The sequence below is a fragment of the Anaerobacillus sp. CMMVII genome, from assembly GCF_025377685.1.
Lineage (GTDB): Bacteria > Bacillota > Bacilli > Bacillales > Anaerobacillaceae > Anaerobacillus.
The window spans coordinates 25871-45147 of the sequence record NZ_JACEHK010000015.1; the positions used below are offsets into that span (position 1 = coordinate 25871).

14 protein-coding genes and 3 pseudogenes are annotated in these 19277 nt (G+C 37.4%); 15 read left to right on the plus strand and 2 right to left on the minus strand.

Annotated elements, in window-relative coordinates:
- Nucleotides 1–6 precede the first annotated feature (6 nt).
- The 14 genes and pseudogenes from H1D32_RS17385 (at nt 7) to H1D32_RS17440 (ending at nt 13200) form a co-directional block, all read left to right on the plus strand.
- Nucleotides 7–768: an SDR family NAD(P)-dependent oxidoreductase gene (locus tag H1D32_RS17385; protein WP_261179540.1), complete on the plus strand. Its 762-nt coding sequence runs from the start codon at nt 7–9 to the stop codon at nt 766–768.
- Nucleotides 769–793: 25 nt separating this feature from the next.
- A complete protein-coding gene (locus H1D32_RS25080) occupies nt 794–1066 on the plus strand; it encodes a hypothetical protein (protein ID WP_314733443.1) in 273 nt (90 codons plus the stop codon).
- A pseudogene (locus tag H1D32_RS25085) lies at nt 1063–2082 on the plus strand (DUF4962 domain-containing protein); the annotation flags it as partial. The gene H1D32_RS25080 and the pseudogene H1D32_RS25085, both read left to right, overlap by 4 nt.
- A 222-nt stretch (nt 2083–2304) precedes the next feature.
- Nucleotides 2305–3105, plus strand: coding sequence for a heparinase II/III domain-containing protein (locus tag H1D32_RS25090; protein ID WP_314733464.1), 801 nt, complete (start codon nt 2305–2307; stop codon nt 3103–3105).
- Between the two features lie 76 nt (nt 3106–3181).
- Entirely contained in the window at nt 3182–4414 is a 1233-nt protein-coding gene (locus H1D32_RS17395; protein WP_261179541.1) for an MDR family MFS transporter, read from the plus strand.
- Between the two features lie 144 nt (nt 4415–4558).
- Complete coding sequence (locus H1D32_RS17400; RefSeq protein ID WP_261179542.1) at nt 4559–5356, plus strand: ABC transporter ATP-binding protein; 798 nt, start codon at nt 4559–4561, stop codon at nt 5354–5356.
- A gap of 122 nt (nt 5357–5478) precedes the next feature.
- Entirely contained in the window at nt 5479–6027 is a 549-nt protein-coding gene (locus H1D32_RS17405; protein ID WP_261179543.1) for an ABC transporter permease, read from the plus strand.
- 472 nt (nt 6028–6499) lie between these two features.
- Nucleotides 6500–6763 (plus strand): annotated as a pseudogene (locus tag H1D32_RS17410) (OsmC family protein); the annotation flags it as partial.
- A 133-nt stretch (nt 6764–6896) separates the two neighbouring features.
- Nucleotides 6897–8069 carry an IS200/IS605 family element RNA-guided endonuclease TnpB gene (gene tnpB / locus H1D32_RS17415; protein WP_261179990.1) on the plus strand — a complete coding sequence of 391 codons (1173 nt, stop codon included), beginning with the start codon at nt 6897–6899 and terminating at the stop codon, nt 8067–8069.
- 78 nt (nt 8070–8147) lie between these two features.
- A pseudogene (locus H1D32_RS17420) lies at nt 8148–8348 on the plus strand (OsmC family protein); the annotation flags it as partial.
- 315 nt (nt 8349–8663) lie between these two features.
- A complete protein-coding gene (locus H1D32_RS17425; RefSeq protein ID WP_261179544.1) occupies nt 8664–10199 on the plus strand; it encodes a glycine betaine uptake BCCT transporter in 1536 nt (511 codons plus the stop codon).
- A gap of 439 nt (nt 10200–10638) precedes the next feature.
- Nucleotides 10639–11943: a DUF2254 domain-containing protein gene (locus tag H1D32_RS17430; protein ID WP_261179545.1), complete on the plus strand. Its 1305-nt coding sequence runs from the start codon at nt 10639–10641 to the stop codon at nt 11941–11943.
- A gap of 317 nt (nt 11944–12260) precedes the next feature.
- Nucleotides 12261–12740 (plus strand): cytochrome c-type biogenesis protein CcmH, encoded by a 480-nt coding sequence (locus tag H1D32_RS17435; protein ID WP_261179546.1) that lies wholly within the window; start codon nt 12261–12263, stop codon nt 12738–12740.
- Between the two features lie 16 nt (nt 12741–12756).
- On the plus strand, nt 12757–13200 hold the full coding sequence (locus H1D32_RS17440; RefSeq protein ID WP_261179547.1) for a rhodanese-like domain-containing protein: 444 nt from the start codon (nt 12757–12759) through the stop codon (nt 13198–13200).
- Between the two features lie 76 nt (nt 13201–13276).
- Here H1D32_RS17440 and H1D32_RS17445 read toward each other — a convergent pair whose 3' ends face one another.
- Together H1D32_RS17445 and H1D32_RS17450 are read right to left on the minus strand one after the other, a co-directional pair.
- Nucleotides 13277–13705, minus strand: a complete 429-nt coding sequence (locus H1D32_RS17445) for a VOC family protein (protein WP_261179548.1) — start codon at nt 13703–13705, stop codon at nt 13277–13279.
- 70 nt (nt 13706–13775) lie between these two features.
- Nucleotides 13776–15017 carry an ATP-binding protein gene (locus tag H1D32_RS17450; protein WP_261179549.1) on the minus strand — a complete coding sequence of 414 codons (1242 nt, stop codon included), beginning with the start codon at nt 15015–15017 and terminating at the stop codon, nt 13776–13778.
- Between the two features lie 519 nt (nt 15018–15536).
- Between H1D32_RS17450 and H1D32_RS17455 the strand changes: the two genes are divergently transcribed.
- On the plus strand, nt 15537–19238 hold the full coding sequence (locus H1D32_RS17455) for a S8 family serine peptidase (protein WP_261179550.1): 3702 nt from the start codon (nt 15537–15539) through the stop codon (nt 19236–19238).
- Nucleotides 19239–19277 lie beyond the last annotated feature (39 nt).

Here is a 19277-nt window from a genome sequence, read left to right on the forward strand (position 1 = left end):
TGTAAGATGATAGATTTACAAGGCAAAAAGGCACTAGTAACAGGTGGAGGTACCGGTATTGGAAGGGGGATTGCTCTAGCTTTAGCCAAAGCAGGAGCGGATGTTGTCGTTCATTATGGTAGCAATGCAAAAGGAGCTGAGGAAGTTGTGCGGCTTATTGAAGATATGGGGCGGCAATCTTTGGCTGTTCAAGGAGATGTCCTAAAAAAGGATGATATAACTGCATTTATGAAGGAGACAGCTGCTTTTTTTAATCATGAATTAGATATTTTAGTAAATAATGCAGGGCATTTAGTGCAAAGAGCTCCTGTGGAGGAAATGAGTGAGGAGCTTTGGCATAGGATCATGGATGTCAATGTAACTAGTACATTTTTGGTCTCACAGCAAGCCATTCCACTAATGAAAACGACGAAAGGGAAAATTGTCAATATGACTTCGATTGCTGCTCATAATGGTGGAGGACCAGGGGCAGCAGCATATGCAGCTTCCAAAGCTGCTGTATTAACATTTTCAAAAGCGTTGGCTAAGGAATTAGCGCCACACTCGATAACCGTCAATGCCGTATCCCCAGGGTTTATTGGACAAACGCCTTTCCATGATACGTTTACGACTTCTGAAGGTAGAGTAAATACAGTCAATAGTATTCCTCTTAAGAGGGAAGGAAACCCAGATGATGTTGCGGGCGCTGTGTTATATCTTGTTTCGGATTTAGCAAATTATTTAACGGGAGAAACGATTGAAATAAACGGCGGAATGTACATGCGCTAAACTAATAAAAGCAGGAGGTGTCTTTGTGAATCATACTCTAATTGACTTATATCAACCTGAAAGTGGCAAGTTAAATGTTCCATATCAGCCTGTAGAAACGACTGAGATCATCGAAAATCCACCACGATTTACGTGGATGCCAGCAAAGTTAGATGGTGAAGTATATGTGCTAGAGGTTTCATCATCTCAAGTTTTTGAACTCGAATTTACTAGAGTTTATCAGCCTATCAACTTAAATTTTTTACTCCTAATCACTCATATTCTCCTGGAACGTATTATTGGCGATACGCACTTTTAGATGAAATTGACCAAGAAACGAGGATAAGTAGTTGGAGCGAAATAAGGTCCTTTCAAATTGACGATCAGTTACCAGAAACACCTTTACCTAGTAGAAATGCTCGCTACGAAAAAGCTAACTTAGGTCGGCCAAGATTATGGTTTTCCGAAAATGAATTGCTTGATTTTCGTTTTAATGTAAGCCAACAGCCTGAATACTGCCAGTGGTCAACTTTTTATGAAAAATCTGTTCAGCCTTATATACAGCTACCATTAATTGATGAGCCGGCACCGTATCCTGGGAATAAACGGGTGGCTAAGCTTTGGAGACAAATGTATTTAGATTGCCAAGAAGCACTTTATGCAGTTAGGCACTTGAGTGTAGCAGGGGTAGTGTTAAATGACAGTGAACTGATCGCCAAAGCAAAGGAATGGCTATTACACGTTACTAGCTGGGATACCGAAGGAACTACGTCGAGAGATTATAATGATGAGGCAGCTTTCAGAATTGCTGGTGCTTTGGCTTGGGGATATGATTGGTTAAATGAGCATTTGTCTAAAGAGGAGAAACAACAAGTACGCTCGAAGTTATTCCGTCGCACAGAACAAGTCGCGTTTCATGTGATGGAGCGCTCAAAAATTCACCATGTACCATATGATAGTCATGCTGTTCGTTCATTATCTTCAGTTTTAGTTCCATGTTGTATTGCCTTGTTTGATGAAGTCCCAGAGGCAAGGGAATGGTTAGATTATACATTAGAGTATTATAGCGGCCTTTATACACCATGGGGCGGAGCAGATGGTGGTTGGGCTGAAGGTGCACACTACTGGATGACAGGAATGGCATACGTGATTGATGCGTTAAACCTGGTGAAGAAGTTCAATGGCTTAGACTATTATCAGCGACCATTCTTCCAAAAAACAGGGGATTTTCCTCTATACGTATACTCACCTGATACAAAGCGGGCGAGCTTTGGCGATATTGCTAGTCTCGGAGAATTGACAAGTTTAAAGGTTGGTTATAATATTCGTCAGTTTGCAGGTGTTACTGGTAATCCATATTACCAATGGTTCTATGAGGAGACGAAGAAATATAATGTCGGTACTGAAGAGGAATTTTACAATAAAGGTTGGTGGGACTTTTACTTTGATGAGATGATGTATCTCCACGATTTTCCAGTCATTGAATCAAAAGTTCCAACGAATTTACCAAAAGTAAAATGGTTTAAAGATGTAGACTGGGTGGCCATGCATCACCGCATGGATGATCCTAATGAACATATTATGTACTTAACAAAAAGTAGTCAGTATGGTTCGATAAGTCATAGTCATGGTGATCAAAATGCCTTTATGTTACATGCATTTGGCGAGCCATTGGCTATTCACAGTGGATATTATGTTGCTTTTAATAGTACGATGCATATGAACTGGAGGCGCCAAACCATATCAAAAAATGCCATTTTAATTGATGGAAAAGGTCAATTTGCTGACAAGGATAAATTTATTGCTATGGAGGCAAATGGAAAAATTGAAGCAGTTGAAGACCATGAAAATTATGCATATATTCGTTCGAATGCAACAAATGCCTATCAATATCACGTGCCTTACTTAAAGAAATTTGTTCGTGAAACATATTTTGTAAATAACTCCTATTTTGTGCTGATTGATACGATTGATCTAGAGCAGCCAGGAAAGGTAGATTGGTTGCTACATTCGTTACATGAAATGAAAATTAAACATCAGTCATTTTTACTAGAAGGTGAGAAAGCTACTTTAGAGGGGAAATTTGTCTACTGCTCTAGTGGAGAGTTGGAAGTAAATCAATACAACGATTATCCTGGTGTTGATTTACGTGAAATAGAAGGACTTCCAATTCATTGGCGTCTTCAAGCTCAAACAAACAAAGCTACACGTCATCGAATTGTCACGCTCCTTCATCCAATGAAGAAGCAACAACCGAAATACGTTTCTTACTTTATGGATGATCAAGATCATGGACTACAGTTCTATTTTACAGAAAATAATAAAACCTTTCGCATTGAAGTAGCAAAAGTATATTAATAGCTGAGAGTCTCTTAAAAAGAGGCTCTTTCTTTACAAAGAGAATCAAAAATGGAGGCTAAAAGAAGGGAGATAAATGATTACCTATAAAAGAAGTTTGAAACAAATTCCTATTCCATTATGGATTTTATTTGTAAATTCATTCACGATGGCACTCGGTTTTTTTATGTTAATTCCACTGTTAGCGGTTTATTTATTAGATCAGTTGCTGCTGTCGGCAACTTTAGTGGGGATCATCGTTGGCATACGAAGTTTTTGTCAACAAGGTCTGATGATATTTGGTGGGTTTATATCTGACCGGCTAAGCTATAAAAATGTCATTTGTCTGGGTGTATTCATTCGAGCGATCGGGTTTATCAGTTTTGGCTTTGCTAGTACTATGACCGGCTTAGTAGTTGCAGCCATTCTGTCGGGGCTTGGTGGAGCGTTATTTCACCCATCTAGTTATGCGTATTATACAGTATTATCGACTTCCGAGAATCGAGCTACCGTTTATGCTATTCGGGAAATGCTAAGTAATGTGGGCTTTATTTTCGGTCCAGTTATTGGTGCATTTTTGCTGGGGTTTAACTTCCAATGGGTTTGTATAACTGCAGGAGTGATGTTCCTAATCGTCTTCCTAATCAGCTATTTTGGGATGCCTAAGCTTACCTCAAACAATGAAGCTACCAAACCATTTGTAGAAAATGTACGGGAAATATCATCTAATCGTAAATACCTGAAGTTTTGTGCGCTGATACTATTTGTTTGGTTTCTTGTCGTACAGCTGTACGTGGCAGTCCCCGTAAAACTGCAGTCCTTGCAATTGTTGGATGTAAATGTAGGGATGATTTATAGTGCAGGGGCTTTAATCATTGTATTTCTTCAGGTTCCGCTGATTAATCGCTTAAGTTCTAGATTTTCACCAACTTATTTAATAGGGTTGGGGAGCTCCTGTGTGACACTTGGTTTGATTATTCTAGGATTTAGTAGCAATCTAGTAGGAATTTATTGTTCCGTTATTGTTTTTACTTTTGGTCAAATGTTTATCCAACCTATGATTAGTAAACAGATTGCTGACATTGCACCACAAACCTTAATAGCTTCCTATTTTGGCTTTAATGGGTTAGCGTTAGCCATTGGTGGTATGGTAGGGAATTTATTAGGTGGGATGTTATATGATCTTGGAAGAGATATTCATATAAATATACCTTGGGTAATATTTTCGATCGTTGGTGTGACTGTTAGCTTTATTATTCTAAGTACAGAAATAAGAAGTAGGAAGGCTCAGCAGTCAAAAAACGATGTAAGGGTAAAAAAATCTATATAGATCCTCCCCTCACCAGCGAAGTTTGTGTGAGGGGCTATATTTAGTTTCAAAGAAAGTTATAATAGATTTAAGGAAAAAAGTTCGGTGATACATACTTCGTACTATTGGTTAGTAGGTCAGTACATAAATAAGGAGTTTTCGATAATGGGAGAAGATGCAATATTAGAAGTTATTAATCTTTCTAAGACACTCGGGAAAGCGACGATTATTGATGATGTCTCTTTTCAGCTTAAGAGAGGAGAAATTAAAGGCTTATTAGGCCCAAACGGTTCAGGGAAAACAACCATGTTAAAATTGATAGTTGGATTATTAAAGCCAACAAAAGGTAGAGTTAGCATTGGTGGTTACGATATTCAGGCGGACTATGAAAAAGCGATTGGGAAGTTAGGGGCAGTTGTTGAAAATCCCGAGTTGTATGAATATCTTTCGGGTTACGATAATTTGCAGCAATATCGGAGGATGACTCCAGGTGTATCAGAAGCGAGACTTGAAGAAGTGGTAGAACTATTAGGAATGTCTGATTATATCGATGACAAGGTAGCTACCTATTCACTGGGGATGTTACAAAGACTTGGTTTGGCCCAAGCACTGCTTCATCAGCCTGACATACTATTGTTGGATGAACCGACAAATGGGTTAGATCCATCGGGTATTCAGGATCTTAGGAAGCATTTAAAGCTTTTGTCTAATCAAGGAATAGCTATTCTCATTTCTAGTCATATTTTAGCTGAAATCGAGATGATTTGTGATAGCATTTTAATGATTGACCAAGGGGAAATTATCGCGCAGGGGGAAATTGATCAATTTCGAGAAGATGAACATCAGAATAGCCTATATACGTTTAGACTGTTAGAGCCCGGTTCTCTTCATGCTGTATTAGCAACCTATCCTCTAAAAGAACATGTGGTTGAGGTTGGTAGCGATTTTTTTCGATCCGCTTAGCTGAACTTGATGTGGCATTATTAACTAAATTCTTGGTGGAAAAAAATATGAATGTTATCGGAATAGAAAAAGCTCGCGCTTCACTCGAAGAAGCATTTTTAGCAAGGGTAAAGGGGTAATCTATGAACTACTTTTTTGATCTAGTTTATAACGAACAGGTGAAAATTTATAAACGTCCAAGAGGACTGGTGTTACTAGGCTTGTTAATTTTCATAAATCTTACAGTTGCGGTAGTGATGAGATACATTTTTGCGGATACCAATTTTACATTTTGGGATCATTTAAATATCAGCACGTACCTTATCTTCGTGTTAAATTTTTTTTGTATTATCATTGCAGGAGATATTGTTTCTAGTGAATATTCTTCAGGAACGATTAAGCTACTATTAATTCGACCGGCTAATCGTATAAAAATATTACTAGCTAAGTATGTAGCTGTGATCATCTTCGCAGTATTGGTCGTAAGTATTCATCTCGCTTCATCGGTAATTTTTGGGTCACTCTTCTTTTATTCAAGTATCTTTGTTTTGGATAGTAGCTTTATCGCGAATATTTTAGCAAACTATCTTTTCGGCTTTTTTGAAATTGTTGCGATTGGAACTTTCGCCATGATGTTGTCGGTCATAACGCGAAGTAGTGTTTTTCAGTTTCAGTACCAATATTCCTACTAATGTCCTTTAAAGTAATTTTGGAAGTCCTTAGCCATTACAATATAAATCAAGGCAAGTATATCTTTTTTGCAAATACGAACCTTTCTCAACATTTTACCGGTAGGCCTTTATTTGAGGGAATGTCACTTAATTTTTCATTGTTGAATGTTAGTACATACCTGATCATTTTCTTTGTGACATCCGCGCTAGTATTTTCAAGAAGGGATATCAACGTTTAGTTAAGTTAGGAAGTCTTGCTGTTTAGAAGCAAGGCTTTTTCATATGTATCCTTCCTGATCTTTTGAGGTGTCAAAAAAGTAGTGTAAGGCTGGTAAAGAATGAGTTTAATATAAGAAAAAACGACAGTATTAATCGAATAAATTGCTCATCACTTCACAAACTATCTACAGACTTTATTCTTCAAACAGAGTACGATAATAGATGATATACAAATGGTTCCATAAAGTGTAAAAAAAGGAGGGGGGTAAAGATAATGCCTAAAACAATTTTTACCGCGTCTGCCCATTTACAAGAAGGTGTGCAAGTGTTGGCAAAGTCTAGAAACTTTGAGATTACAATTGATGAGCCAAAGAGTTTAGGTGGGACAGATACGGGAATGAATCCAGTTGAGGTTGTGCTAGCTGCATTAGGTGCTTGCCAAGCGATAGTCGCGCGCGTGTATGCGAAGAAGTTCAAAATTGAGTTTGATCATTTGTGGGGTGAGCTTGAAGGTGACTTGGATACGGATGGATTTATCATTTTTGGCCAGAAGACCCCCACTTCAAGGAGTTTACGAGTAAGTGGGGGATGAATGGCTACTTTCTTTTAAAAAAACAGAACGTACGATCTTGTTTCGTGGTATAATATGGTTAGAGCGTGAGGTGAAAAATATGGTTGTAAAGAAAGCCTATAAATTTCGTATCTACCCAACAAAGTCACAAATAGATCTCATCAATAAAACCATTGGATGTGCGCGTTTCGTGTTTAACTTCTTCCTTGCGAAGCAAAAACAGAAAGATGCCTATTGGTACATCGTGGAAGAAATGAAGCAATCGGGGCAGCTCCATACAAATGCTTGGAAAGGTGAATTCTTTAATAAATACGACTCGGTAAAAGGGGTTCGTTTGTTAAAGAAACAGTACCCATTTCTAAAAGAAGTTGATAGTATTTCTCTCCAAAAATCCGTAGAAAACTTAAGTGATGCGTATGCTCGCTACTACAAAAAACAAGCCAATGCGCCTCGGTTTAAGTCAAAGAAGAACAAGGTTCAGTCGTACACCACAAAACAGACCAATGGGAACATCATGGTTTTGGAACGTTATATCAAGTTACCAAAACTAGGACTAGTTCGTTTTACGAAAAGTCGTGAAGTGAACGGTCGTATTACGAATGCGACGATTCGGCGCAGTCCAAGCGGTAAATACTTCATTAGTATTTTAGTAGAAACAAAGGTCGAAAAACTTCCTGAAACCCATTCATCTGTCGGTGTCGATGTCGGTCTCAGAGATTTTGCGACTCTTTCGGATGGTACTGTCTATCAAAATCCGAGGTGGTTTCATTTTCTTGAACAAAAGTTAGTAAGGGCTCAACAAATTCTTTCCAGACGAACGATCGGTTCATCCAACTGGTACAAACAACGAAAAAAGGTCGCTCTGATTCATGAAAAGATTACGAACGCTCGTACAGACTTCTTACACAAACTTTCAACTAATCTTGTCAAAAACCACGACATCATTGGGATGGAAGATCTTTCGGTTCAAAACATGGCAAAGAATAAGAACCTTGCCAAGGCCATTAGTGAAGCTTCTTGGTATCGATTTCGTCAAATGCTTGAATACAAAGCAAGGTGGTATGGCAAACAAGTAGTAGTAGTCGCTAAAAACTTCCCAAGTAGTCAGCTGTGTTCGTGTTGTGGCTACAAGAATAAAGACGTGAAACATCTAGCGTTACGTGAATGGGAATGTCCTTCATGTAAGAGCTATCACCAAAGAGATGTAAACGCAGGAATGAATCTTCGTAATGAAGCATTACGATTAACTGTCGGGACGACAGGGATCGCCTAATCAACTAGATACCATTAGGTATCTTTACTTAGGAAGCCCCCACTTCAAATTTTCGTTAGAAAACTAAGTGGAGGGTAGTTCACGAATATATCAGATGTTCGAAGAGGATTTTCGGAAATTCGCTACAACATCCATATTCAAACAGATGCGCCGAGGGAAAAGGTGTCTGAATTTGTTAGATTTATTGAAAAAACCTGTCCGGTAGGGGATACAATTGCAAATCCAGTGACATTAAAATTAAACGAGATTGTCATAGAAGGAAAAGAAGTAGAAGTTTAAATTAATAAGCGAAAAGATAGAAAGTCCTAACTAACAGTACGTACTGGTAGTTAGGGCTTTCTTTTGTGAAGGCAGCCTTTAGAAAAGACCGTTTAAAAAAGAAAGGAATCGGAAGAAATAGACCTTATTCTAGAGCATTAATAAAGATTTTATAGTTAATTATCGCTTATTCCTTTGTATCCCAAAATACCCTGAAATATCAGCTAGTATGCCTTTTCACTTTATTTTCGAATTATGTTTTAATTAAATAAGAAACTGTACGTACAGAATAAACTGTACAACGGGTATTAAAAAAACGAAAGGAAGTGTTATGGTATGGATAAAAGTGACAGGTCGATTTTCAAAATTTCTGTTAGTATTGCCGTTGTCTTTGTTTTAATTGGGATCCTGATCCCTAATCAATTAGGTGAAGCGATGGTTGTAGCACAAGGGTTTATGCTAGAGTCCTTTGGCTGGTTTTATCAACTAGTCGCAACATTTTTCCTTGGATTTGCTATCTTTATGATCTTTAGTAAATATGGAAAAATGAAGCTAGGAAAGGATGATTCCAAACCTGAATATAGTCGTCCAACTTGGTTTGCGATGTTATTTTCTGCCGGGATGGGAATAGGACTACTTTTTTATGGAGTTTCAGAACCAATTTCTCATTTTGTCTCGCCACCAATGGGAGAGGGAGGAACCGAACAGTCTGCAATTATCGGGATGCGTTACACTTGGCTTCATTGGGGGTTACATGCATGGGCGATTTATGCAATTGTCGCGTTAGCTCTTGCCTATCAAAAGTTTAGAAAAGATGCTCCAGGCCTAATGAGCGCAACGCTCTATCCTGTGCTTGGTGAAAAGGTGAAAGGTCCAATCGGTCGAACAGTTGATGTTGTTGCCGTTTTTGCCACTTTATTTGGAGTTGCGGCCTCTTTAGGGCTTGGCTCACAACAAATAAATGCTGGCCTTGAATACTTAATCGGTATTCCAAATAACTTCGTGGTACAAATGATCATCATGGGTATCATTACAGTTCTTTTCATCATCTCAGCAAACACAGGTATTTCACGAGGTATTAAGTATTTAAGTAATATAAACATGTCATTAGCGACATTACTATTATTTGCAATGCTAATTCTTGGTCCTACATTGTTTCTACTTAACATGTTTACAACAAGTTTAGGTAGCTATATACAAAATGTAGCGTTAATGGGCTTACGATTATCTCCTTTTGATGGAAATGAAGCGTCCTTTACTCAAGGCTGGACTGTATTTTATTGGGCTTGGTGGATTTCGTGGACCCCATTTGTCGGAATGTTCATTGCACGAGTTTCTAAGGGTAGAACGATCCGTGAGTTCACAATAGCAGTTTTACTCGTGCCAACGGTAGTTTGTGGTCTCTGGTTTACGATTTTTGGTGGAACAGGAATATATCTAGAATTAATTCAAGGTGTAAATGTATCAGGTCAAGGACTTGAGACGGCCTTGTTCTATGTTTATCAGCATTTACCATTTGGGATTATTCTTTCTATTTTGACGGTTGCTTTAATTACAACGTTCTTTGTTACATCGGCGGATTCAGCAACGTTTGTGTTAGGGATGCTGACGACTGGTGGGAATTTAAACCCATCTAATCGAGTAAAAGTAACGTGGGGACTTATTCTTGTTGCTTCTACATTGGTCCTTCTGGCTTCAGGTGGTCTGGTTGGATTACAAACAGCGATTATTGTTAGTGCTCTACCTCTAACACTTATTGTTTTAGTCATGTGCTATGGATTAGTCAAAGCACTTAATCAAGACTTAAAAGAGACGAAGAATGAGATTGCTATAAAAAAAGAGAAAAAGTTAGCTGGAAAATCTGCCAGTTAACCTGTAAAAATATAAATAATCAAAAACTAACAATAGTGTTAGTATTAGTTAGTTCAGGCTGTCGAGAAACTCTCGACAGCCTGATTTTATCACAAAGCTCTTTTCGGAAACTTACTTTGTTGTTATTTAATAGCTTAATGTGTTGGATCAGATAGCTTGCCTTACTTAGCCGAAGGGCAAGTTAGAAAAGATCCCCGCCAAACACGGTGTAATTCCCTATGCTGAATTATTTAAAACAACAATCTATGCGAAAACACCCTTATCAAATTACCATTTGCATTATGACCGTAGCCAAGCAAAGCTTGGCTCTTCACGGATAGCGTGAAGTTCGTAAACTGCAAATGTTTAAATACATTATTGATTAATAGTCATAATGTTTACGAAAAGCTCCTTTGGTAAAGCTAGATAACAGTAACTTTTGGCTGAGAGGAGGGAATGTATGGGGAAGAAATTACTTTTAAAAATAAAGGAAAGTGTTTGGATTATTCCTAGTATCTATTGTGTCATCTCGTTCTTTATTGCTATTTTAATTGTCTATGTAGATAGCTCGTTACATGAGTATGTCCATAAATACCTTCCGGACTTTTTAATGACGAGTGTAGATTTAGCACAAACCACACTTGGAACAATCGCTGGAGCTTTATTAACGATGACCACAATCACTTTTTCAACGATTATGGTTGTATTAACGACCTATACATCCCAGTTTTCTCCGAGAACATTAAAGGATTTTCTTACGGATGCTTCAACAATGAGAGTATTGGGAGTATTCTTAGGGGGATTTATCTATTCAATTGTTTCCTTACTATTTATGAGGAATACAACCATTGACCACGAAGTCATTTCTGCAACTGTAGGTGTACTAGTTGCATTTGTTTGTATCGCTTTTTTTGCTTATTTCATACATAACGTGGCAACCTCAATCCAAGTTAATAATTTAATAAACAAATTAGCAGTTGATACGTTACAAACAATTAAAGATGATAGGAAAGTGTTGAAAAATTGTACAATGGACGAGGTTGATAAGCAACCTCAAATCCCAACAGAATATTCTCAAAAACAAGAAATGACAGGTGAGCAATTTGGGTATATTCAACTTATTGATTACCAAGGTCTTTATGAACTGGCTAAAGAAAAAAACTATTTGATTGAAGTCAACCAATATATAGGACATTATATAACTAGTGAAAGTAAGCTTTTAACCATCTATCATCATGGAAAAAATGTTAAGTTTAAGATTAATGACTATTTAACCATAGGAGATGATCGAACTTCACTTCAGGACGTTGAATTTAATTTGATAAAAATGGTTGAAATTGCGCTAAGGGCCATTTCACCGGGAATAAATGATCCGAATACGGCGATTGATTGTATTCGTTTTTTACGAGTTCCTTTACTAGAGGCCTTGAGTGGGCGTGGCAGGTTTAGCGTCTATTACGATAACGAAAAAAAGCTACGTTTAATAAAGAGAAAAGAGAGTCCTGAGCAATTACTATATACGACGTTTTATCAGCTTAGTCATTATGGTAGAGAAGATATATCAATTCTCTTAGCAATCCTAGATACACTCATTCATATTGCTAAAAATAGTAGTGACAACATCAAACATGAAATTAAAACATTTGCAATCTACGTGATTCGAAAATTTGAAAAAGAACGATTAGAGGAATTAGATCGCAAACAATTAAAGCATAAGCAAACAGAGTTAGAAACCTTTGTGGGTCCAATAGTATTATCTCCGTGAACTAAGAGTTGTTTTTTGGGTGTATTTAAACTAGAAATGAGCAATTAGAAGCAAAGTAATATTGTTTCTAACTGCTCATTTTTTTACGTTGAGCGTTGTGATCCAAGCGATTTTTCCGAGAAATGAAATGTTAATGTTAGTTAATTCAAAACCACTTCAATGTCACTAATTGTTAATGAATGGTTGGCTTTTTGCCTCTAAATAGCTATAAAGAGCCATTTACGCAAATGACGAATTGTATGTACGATAAAGGGGATCATAAAGGAATTTGTAGTTGCAGAAGTAATGAAAATAACCGAAAAAGGATGTGAGAAGCATTGAGAAAAATTCATCTCTTGTTACTAATAATAATTGGATTAAATATTCATGTCAGTACAGTAACTGCTTCGACTTATGATAATAATTCACCAGAAGTCAAAGAAATTGCTGAACAGTTTTCTATGCAAGGGCATGCTGATCATGATATTTCAACGTGTCAAACGATGCAAATGTACTATCAAGAAATAGTCGAATTATTAAACGAAGGTCAAAAAAAAGAGGAAATTATTGATTATTATTATAGTATGTATGGTGAAGAAGGAATGAGAGTGCCGAAAAAATCAGGATTCAGCCTATTGGCATGGACGACACCTTTCGTCGTTTTAGGTGTAGCGGGAGTAGGTTTGTTTATAGGCGTAAATAGAATGACTAATAGATTTAGTCAAAATAATGATCATGAAAATGTAAGTGAACGAGAAATGGTAGAATCAGAAATAACGAAAGCAATGATAGATGAAGAACGCAAGAAGTTCTTCTAAGATAGGGGGATAACTAATGAAAAAGACTCAATGTTCACTTTTCATTTTATTAATTCCTTTCGTAGTTTTAATCCTAGGGTTAGCAGCTTGTAGCAGCTCATCTGAAACTAGAGCTATTAGTGAGCTACCGGAGAAAAGTAGTGAGGAAATAGAAGAAAATCTGGATATGATTTCTGCTGAAGATTTTATTGAAGCAATACAACTGAATTCTCTTTTCCTATTAGATATTCGTTACGCCAATGATTTTCTTGAGTCTCATTTGGAGAGATCAGTAAACATACCTTTTTCTGAAGTGGCAGAGAGATATGATGAACTGCCTTTCGATCAGGAAATTGCGATTATCTGCTACGGAGGAAGTACTTCTATACAGATAGCAGAAGAACTTAGAGACGCGGGCTTCCATCCAGTTGTTGTAACTGGTGGATATAAAGCTATTGAAGAAGTGAGTAGCGAAAATTAAGGTCGCTTTAGACGTATATATGGAATAAATAAAGGGCTGGCACCTTGCGATGGTGTCAGCCCTTTACTATGTAGTCTTACATGTTCATTTCACCGTTGTCATAATTCAGTTGCCAAATAGTCCCGAATTTATCCGTTACTTGTCCATAGCATTTGCTCCAGAACGTTTCTTGTAATTCCATGCCAACAGTACCACCGCTTTTTAGTTTATCAAAGGCATTCTTAATTTCATCCATGTTCTTACTTACGATGGCTAAGCTAATATTGTTTCCAACCTGATAGGACATACCAGGGAAAACATCAGAAAACATGACATTACTGCCGCTAATCGTAAGTCTTGTATGCATGACCAAGTTTTTTGCTTCTTCAGGCAATGGAAATTCTGGGTTAGGTGGTGTTTCTCCAAACGTCATAATTAGTGGTTTTTCTGTACCAAATACATCTGCGTAAAACTCCACTGCTTCACGGCAGTTTCCATTAAAATTTAGGTAAACATCAACAGCCATTACTTTCACTCCATCCAATTCAATTAGTAAGAACGATTAAAGTTTAACAAACAGTCTTGTAAAAAACAAATTACACTTGTGCTGGAATCGTAAGAGTAAAAGTTGTCCCAACTCCTTTTTCACTTTCTACATCAATTTTTGCGTTGAGCTTATTGATTGTGTTATAAACCATAAGCATTCCTAGCCCAGTGCCTTCAGCCTTAGTAGAGTAATAGGGCTTTCCTAAACGTGAGATTTCTTCTTGAGTCATTCCAATTCCAGTATCGCTAATTTTAATGATAATGTTGTTTCTTTTTGATAAAACATCAACACGTAAGGTGCCACCTAGGTCTTTCATTGCCTCAATTCCATTTTTGTATAAATTAAGTAAACACTGTTGGAATTGGTTTCTATCAAGCTTTTTAAAAAGCGTATTACTGAAATTAAATTCTAAACTGACTTCGTGCAAATTTGCATAGGGAGTAATAATATTTTTTACATAAATGGTTTCCTCTTCTAAGTTGGAAGATACCATATTAACTGATTGTGGCTTACCAAAAGCGAGGAAATCACTGACAATTTTTTCGGCACGGTTTAACTCTCTTAACGATAAATCAATGTACCACTTTTCCTCGGATGTTAAGGACGTTGATTTGTTGAGAAGTTGTAAGAAACCACTGGTAACGGTTAAAGGATTCCTTATTTCATGAGAAACACTAGCAGATAAATCATTGATGATATTCATTTGTTCTAACTGAATTAACTCTTCCCGTTTTTTCATGTTATGATAGATTTTCTCTACTAGGATCATGATAAAAACAATACAAATAACGTAGATTGATAAAGAGTTAATGGATATAATCCAAAACTCTCGATTTAGTGTTTCATAATACATGGTTAATGTTGAAAGATAGAATATGATGATCCCACCTGCAACCATTGCTGCGCACCAAACCTTCTTGGTCGAGCTCAATTTAACGAATTTCTTATGTAATAGTGGCACTAAAATAAAGAAAAGAATTGATAATAAGATCGATTGAATAGTTCCATTCCCACCTACAATAATACGGTAACCAATGACTACTAAAATCAATGGGAAGCCAAGCTTATATCCCCCATAAAGTGAGGCAATGATAAAAGGGAAATAACGTAGATCAAACGTAAACCCTAATTCAAGTCTAATTGGGTAGCTCATACAAAGGATGGTTGTGATAGCTCCAAGTAGTATCAGAAACTTTGTATTATAAAAAGTAGTTTTGTTTTCAAGGAAAATTAAATAGATTAGTACCGGTAGAAGTAGAATAAGGAAGTTTATGAGTAAGGTTTCAGTCAAAAGGAACACCTCTCTTGCAATTGAATTAAGTTGAGAACACTGCTAGTTTTCTTAATATTACTACAAATGACCTATTCTTGTTACAAAAAATTATAAATTTTGACAAAAAAATCACTTTACAAATTATGCTATCAACCACCAAGCTACGATGGATAAAAACAAAATCCTCTTTTGTTTGTCCAAAGGACCAAAGTAGGGATTTGTTATTTGTCCTAACATGTCATTTTTGGTTAGACACACCGTGGGTAATTAGAACTAATATATTTTGCGAGCAAAACGAAGTGTTTAAGACTTTGTCGATGATTGTTGGAAGAATTCAATATTATAAATATAGAAATAATATAAACTTTTAATTATCAGACAATTCTTATTTTTTGAGTTATAAAGTAACGTCTGATTTCAGGAAATCGTCGTCTCGGGGGTGAACGAGTAAAAAATTGTTGATTGGGATGTTTTTTGCAAGTAAAAGGGTAGAGTGTTTTGATCTTAAAAATTAAACAATAGGAAGGGAAATGTTGAATGAGGGGAAAGAAATTTAGAAAAGTCTTTAATAGTTTATTAATATTTACAATCATTTTCACAATGCTATTCCCAGCGTATGGATTTGCTACAAATGAAGGGCCCTCGTTAAAAGATCAGTTAAGCAATGAAGCACTATCCCAAATGAAGGACATAATTGCACAACAAAAAGCAGCATTAAGTGCAGACCCTGTATTACATCCTGATTTACAAAATCTTACAGGCGATGAAGAAATATCAGTCATTGTTCAGTTATCGGAAGCTCCAGTGGCTTTGGAAAAAGGTAAAAGCAAGATTGCTGGTAAAGGATTTTCAAAAGCAGATGAAAAGAGAGTCAAGGATAAAGTAAAGGCTCAACACGATAAATTTGAAAATGAACTAGGGAAAAAAGGACTAAAGGCAAAAAAAGGCTTTACTTACAGCAATGCCATCAATGGTATGGCACTAACCATCAAAGCTAGCGAAGTAGAGAAATTACTAGAATTAGAAGGTGTACTTTTAGTTGAACCAGATTTAGAGGTAGTTGCGCTTTCTAACCCTACTGCGAGTGGCGAAGCAGGAACTAAACAATACATTGAAAGTGTGACTCACTTAGATGTACCTGCCGTTTGGGATTTAGGCTATGAAGGGCAAAAAGTCAAAGTAGCGGTTTTAGATACTGGTATTGACTATCACCATCCAGATTTTGAAGGTGTATATAAGGGTGGATTCAACTTTGTTCCTCATACAATCGGGGGTTCAAGTGGATATGCACGAGCAAGAGATTTTGATGATCCATATGAAACATCTCCGTTAGATCGACCATCAAATAGAGCTGAATTTAACTCTAATGGGAGCTCGTTCTACACAACACATGGAACTCATGTAGCTGGAACGATTGCTGCACAAGGGAAAAATCCTTACGGAATGATTGGACTTGCTCCAAAAATAGAGTTATATGCATATAGAGTACTAGGTGCATATGGTAGTGGAGCGACTTCTGGAATTATTGCCGGTATCGATAAGTCTGTTGAAGAAGGCATGGACATTATTAATCTATCACTTGGTGGAAGTAGCAATAGCCAAACCGCTTCTGACGCTATAGCGATTAACAATGCTGCACTTGCTGGTGTAACAGCGGTAATTGCAACAGGTAACAGTGGTTCTGGTCGAGGTACAATTGGGAATCCTGCAACAGCGGCATTTGCAATCTCAGTTGGGAATACGACCGTTCCTGAAGATGTGATTAAAGCTCAAGGGACAACCGTTGTTGGTACATCTAATGTTACTAGTAACTTAAACCTGATGGGGTGGAAGTTTGGAGAAAAAGCTGAAGATGTTCTTCAAGGTACTTTAGACCTAGTTGCCATTGGCGGTTGGGGTGAACCAAAAGATTATGTCGGCAAAGATGTTGAAGGAAAAATAGCAGTAGTAACTCGTGGGCAAACACCTTTTGTAGATAAAATTGCTGCGGCTAAAGCAGAAGGTGCTATAGGAATTATTATTTATAATAATGCAGCAGGACATATTAATATCGGACTTGGTGATTCGTTTGACTTCATTCCGGCATTTGATATGACGCGTGAAGAAGGGTTAGCATTAGTAAGTGCTCTGAACGGTAATGGGGGCCAAGGCCAAGTAAGTTTCGATAATTATACTTATACGAAAACATCTGGTGATGAGGTTAACAACTCAAGCTCACGTGGACCGGCAAATCCTGTATTTGATATTAAACCAGATGTCACAGCTCCTGGAACAAATATTTTATCAACAGTTCCATCATATGGTAAAGACTATCCAGATGCAGATTATTCAAAGGCATTCGATCGCTACACAGGAACAAGTATGGCGACTCCACACGTTGCTGGTATCGCTGCATTACTTAAATCACAGCATCCAGAATGGACACCATTTGATCTGAAAGTAGCAATCTCGAATACTGCTAAACAATTAGATACAGCAAGGTTCGATGTGTTTGCCCAAGGACCTGGACGTGTTCAACCGCTAAAAGCAGCAACAACAGAAGCGTTAGCCTACGCATATGATAAGACAACATTCTCAAACAGAACGTATGATAATGTCAAAGGAACAATTACGTTTGGAAATGTTCCGACAGGTTCAGCGACGACTGTTACAAGAGATGTAGTTTTGAAGAATCTATCTGGTAATGTAAGTGATTATAATGTCTCGGTTCAGGTGACAAAGGCGGCATCTGGTTCACTAGCTAGTACTAACGTCACAGTTGACCAGTCTAGCTTTACCTTAGCAGATGAAAAAACATTAAAAGTGACATTAAATATTCCTGCAGGTAGTGGTTCAAATGGAAATGAAATCTTAGGTTATGTCCACATCACAAACGGGACAACGAACTTAATTCTTCCATTTGCAGCGAATTTTGCTCCACCAACAGGACTTAAGAGCTTAACGTTAGATCACTACGACATTTCACCAAACGGTGATGGACTGTTAGATAGTACAATAATTCGCTATGATTTCTGGACTGCTCAACGAAGAACGTACATTGAGCTCTGGGATGCGTCTAACCCCGATGGTGGATTATATGGAGACGGCTATATCGGCTGGCTAGTAAATCAAGCTTCAACATCAGTTGGACCAAAAACGTATAATTTTAATGGAATGTATACGCCGTGGGGCTCTTCAACACAGCAAAAGGTACCTGAGGGTGTTTACACAGTTGATATCACTACATTAAACCTTCTAGGAACAGCAATCGTTGCCTTTGGTTGGACTGGGCCGGTTTATGTTAAGTACTCTGCTCCAGAAATCTTTACCGATGAAGAATATAGAATGAGTGGCACAAGCTATAACTTTGCTGGCTCTATTACTGACAAGTACATCGATTTTGCCCCAACAGTCAGAAATGTCTTTGGTTTAGACTATGATGTAAATGATAAGCTAACGGCTAGCTATGACCTTACAAATAGTGAAGGTGATTTTGTAGGGAACTTCCCTATTACTTTAAATCAAGATGGGACATTCGAAGCTTCTGTTGACGAGTTATCCCTAGGGGACAATACGGTAAAATTAATTGTTGTTGATGAAGCGCAAAACCGTGCTGAAAAAGAAATTACTATTACAAGATTAGATACAGATGCACCGGTAACGAATGCTTCTGTTGACGGTCAAGAAGGTACAAATGGATGGTACACTGCTGATGTAACGGTTACCCTTACTGCAACAGATGATGAGTCTGATATCAGTGAAACTATGTACCGAGTAAACGAAGGCGAATGGCAGACATATTCGAGTGCCTTTGAGGTGACAGAAGAAGGAACGAACAAAATTGAGTTTTATAGTGTGGATAGTGCTGGTAACGAAGAAGATATTCAATCATTAGAGGTGAGAGTTGATAAAACTGCACCTACGTTAGCTGTTACCGTAGATAAATCAATATTTAACGTACCAAACAACAAGCTAGAAGATATAAAAGTGACACTAGTTGAAAATGATTCTGTATCTGGAATTGCCACTGTACATCTTACATCGATTACAGTGAATGAGTCTTACGGAAATGAAGATGTCCAAGGGGCAGAATTTGATACAAGGGATACAGAATTCAGTGTACGAACATCTAGAAATGGTAATGGTAAAGGTAGGGTTTATACGGTTACCTATGTAGCCACTGACAATGCTGGAAATACTGTTGAAGCTACAGCGACAATTACAGTTGCTCATGACCAAAGGGAAAATAATGGGAAATAGAACTGACAATTAAAGACCTAGTTAATCAAAGAACCTCAC

Excerpts from the sequence above, each read along its gene's own strand:
- H1D32_RS17385 (WP_261179540.1), top strand. The coding sequence starts at position 7 with ATGATAGATTTACAAGGCAAAAAGGCACTAGTAACAGGTGGAGGTACC.
- H1D32_RS25090 (WP_314733464.1), top strand. The coding sequence starts at position 2,305 with ATGGATGATCCTAATGAACATATTATGTACTTAACAAAAAGTAGTCAG.
- H1D32_RS17395 (WP_261179541.1), top strand. The coding sequence starts at position 3,182 with ATGATTACCTATAAAAGAAGTTTGAAACAAATTCCTATTCCATTATGG.
- H1D32_RS17400 (WP_261179542.1), top strand. The coding sequence starts at position 4,559 with ATGGGAGAAGATGCAATATTAGAAGTTATTAATCTTTCTAAGACACTC.
- H1D32_RS17405 (WP_261179543.1), top strand. The coding sequence starts at position 5,479 with ATGAACTACTTTTTTGATCTAGTTTATAACGAACAGGTGAAAATTTAT.
- tnpB (WP_261179990.1), top strand. The coding sequence starts at position 6,897 with ATGGTTGTAAAGAAAGCCTATAAATTTCGTATCTACCCAACAAAGTCA.
- H1D32_RS17425 (WP_261179544.1), top strand. The coding sequence starts at position 8,664 with ATGGATAAAAGTGACAGGTCGATTTTCAAAATTTCTGTTAGTATTGCC.
- H1D32_RS17430 (WP_261179545.1), top strand. The coding sequence starts at position 10,639 with ATGGGGAAGAAATTACTTTTAAAAATAAAGGAAAGTGTTTGGATTATT.
- H1D32_RS17440 (WP_261179547.1), top strand. The coding sequence starts at position 12,757 with ATGAAAAAGACTCAATGTTCACTTTTCATTTTATTAATTCCTTTCGTA.
- H1D32_RS17445 (WP_261179548.1), bottom strand. The coding sequence starts at position 13,705 with ATGGCTGTTGATGTTTACCTAAATTTTAATGGAAACTGCCGTGAAGCA.
- H1D32_RS17455 (WP_261179550.1), top strand. The coding sequence starts at position 15,537 with ATGAGGGGAAAGAAATTTAGAAAAGTCTTTAATAGTTTATTAATATTT.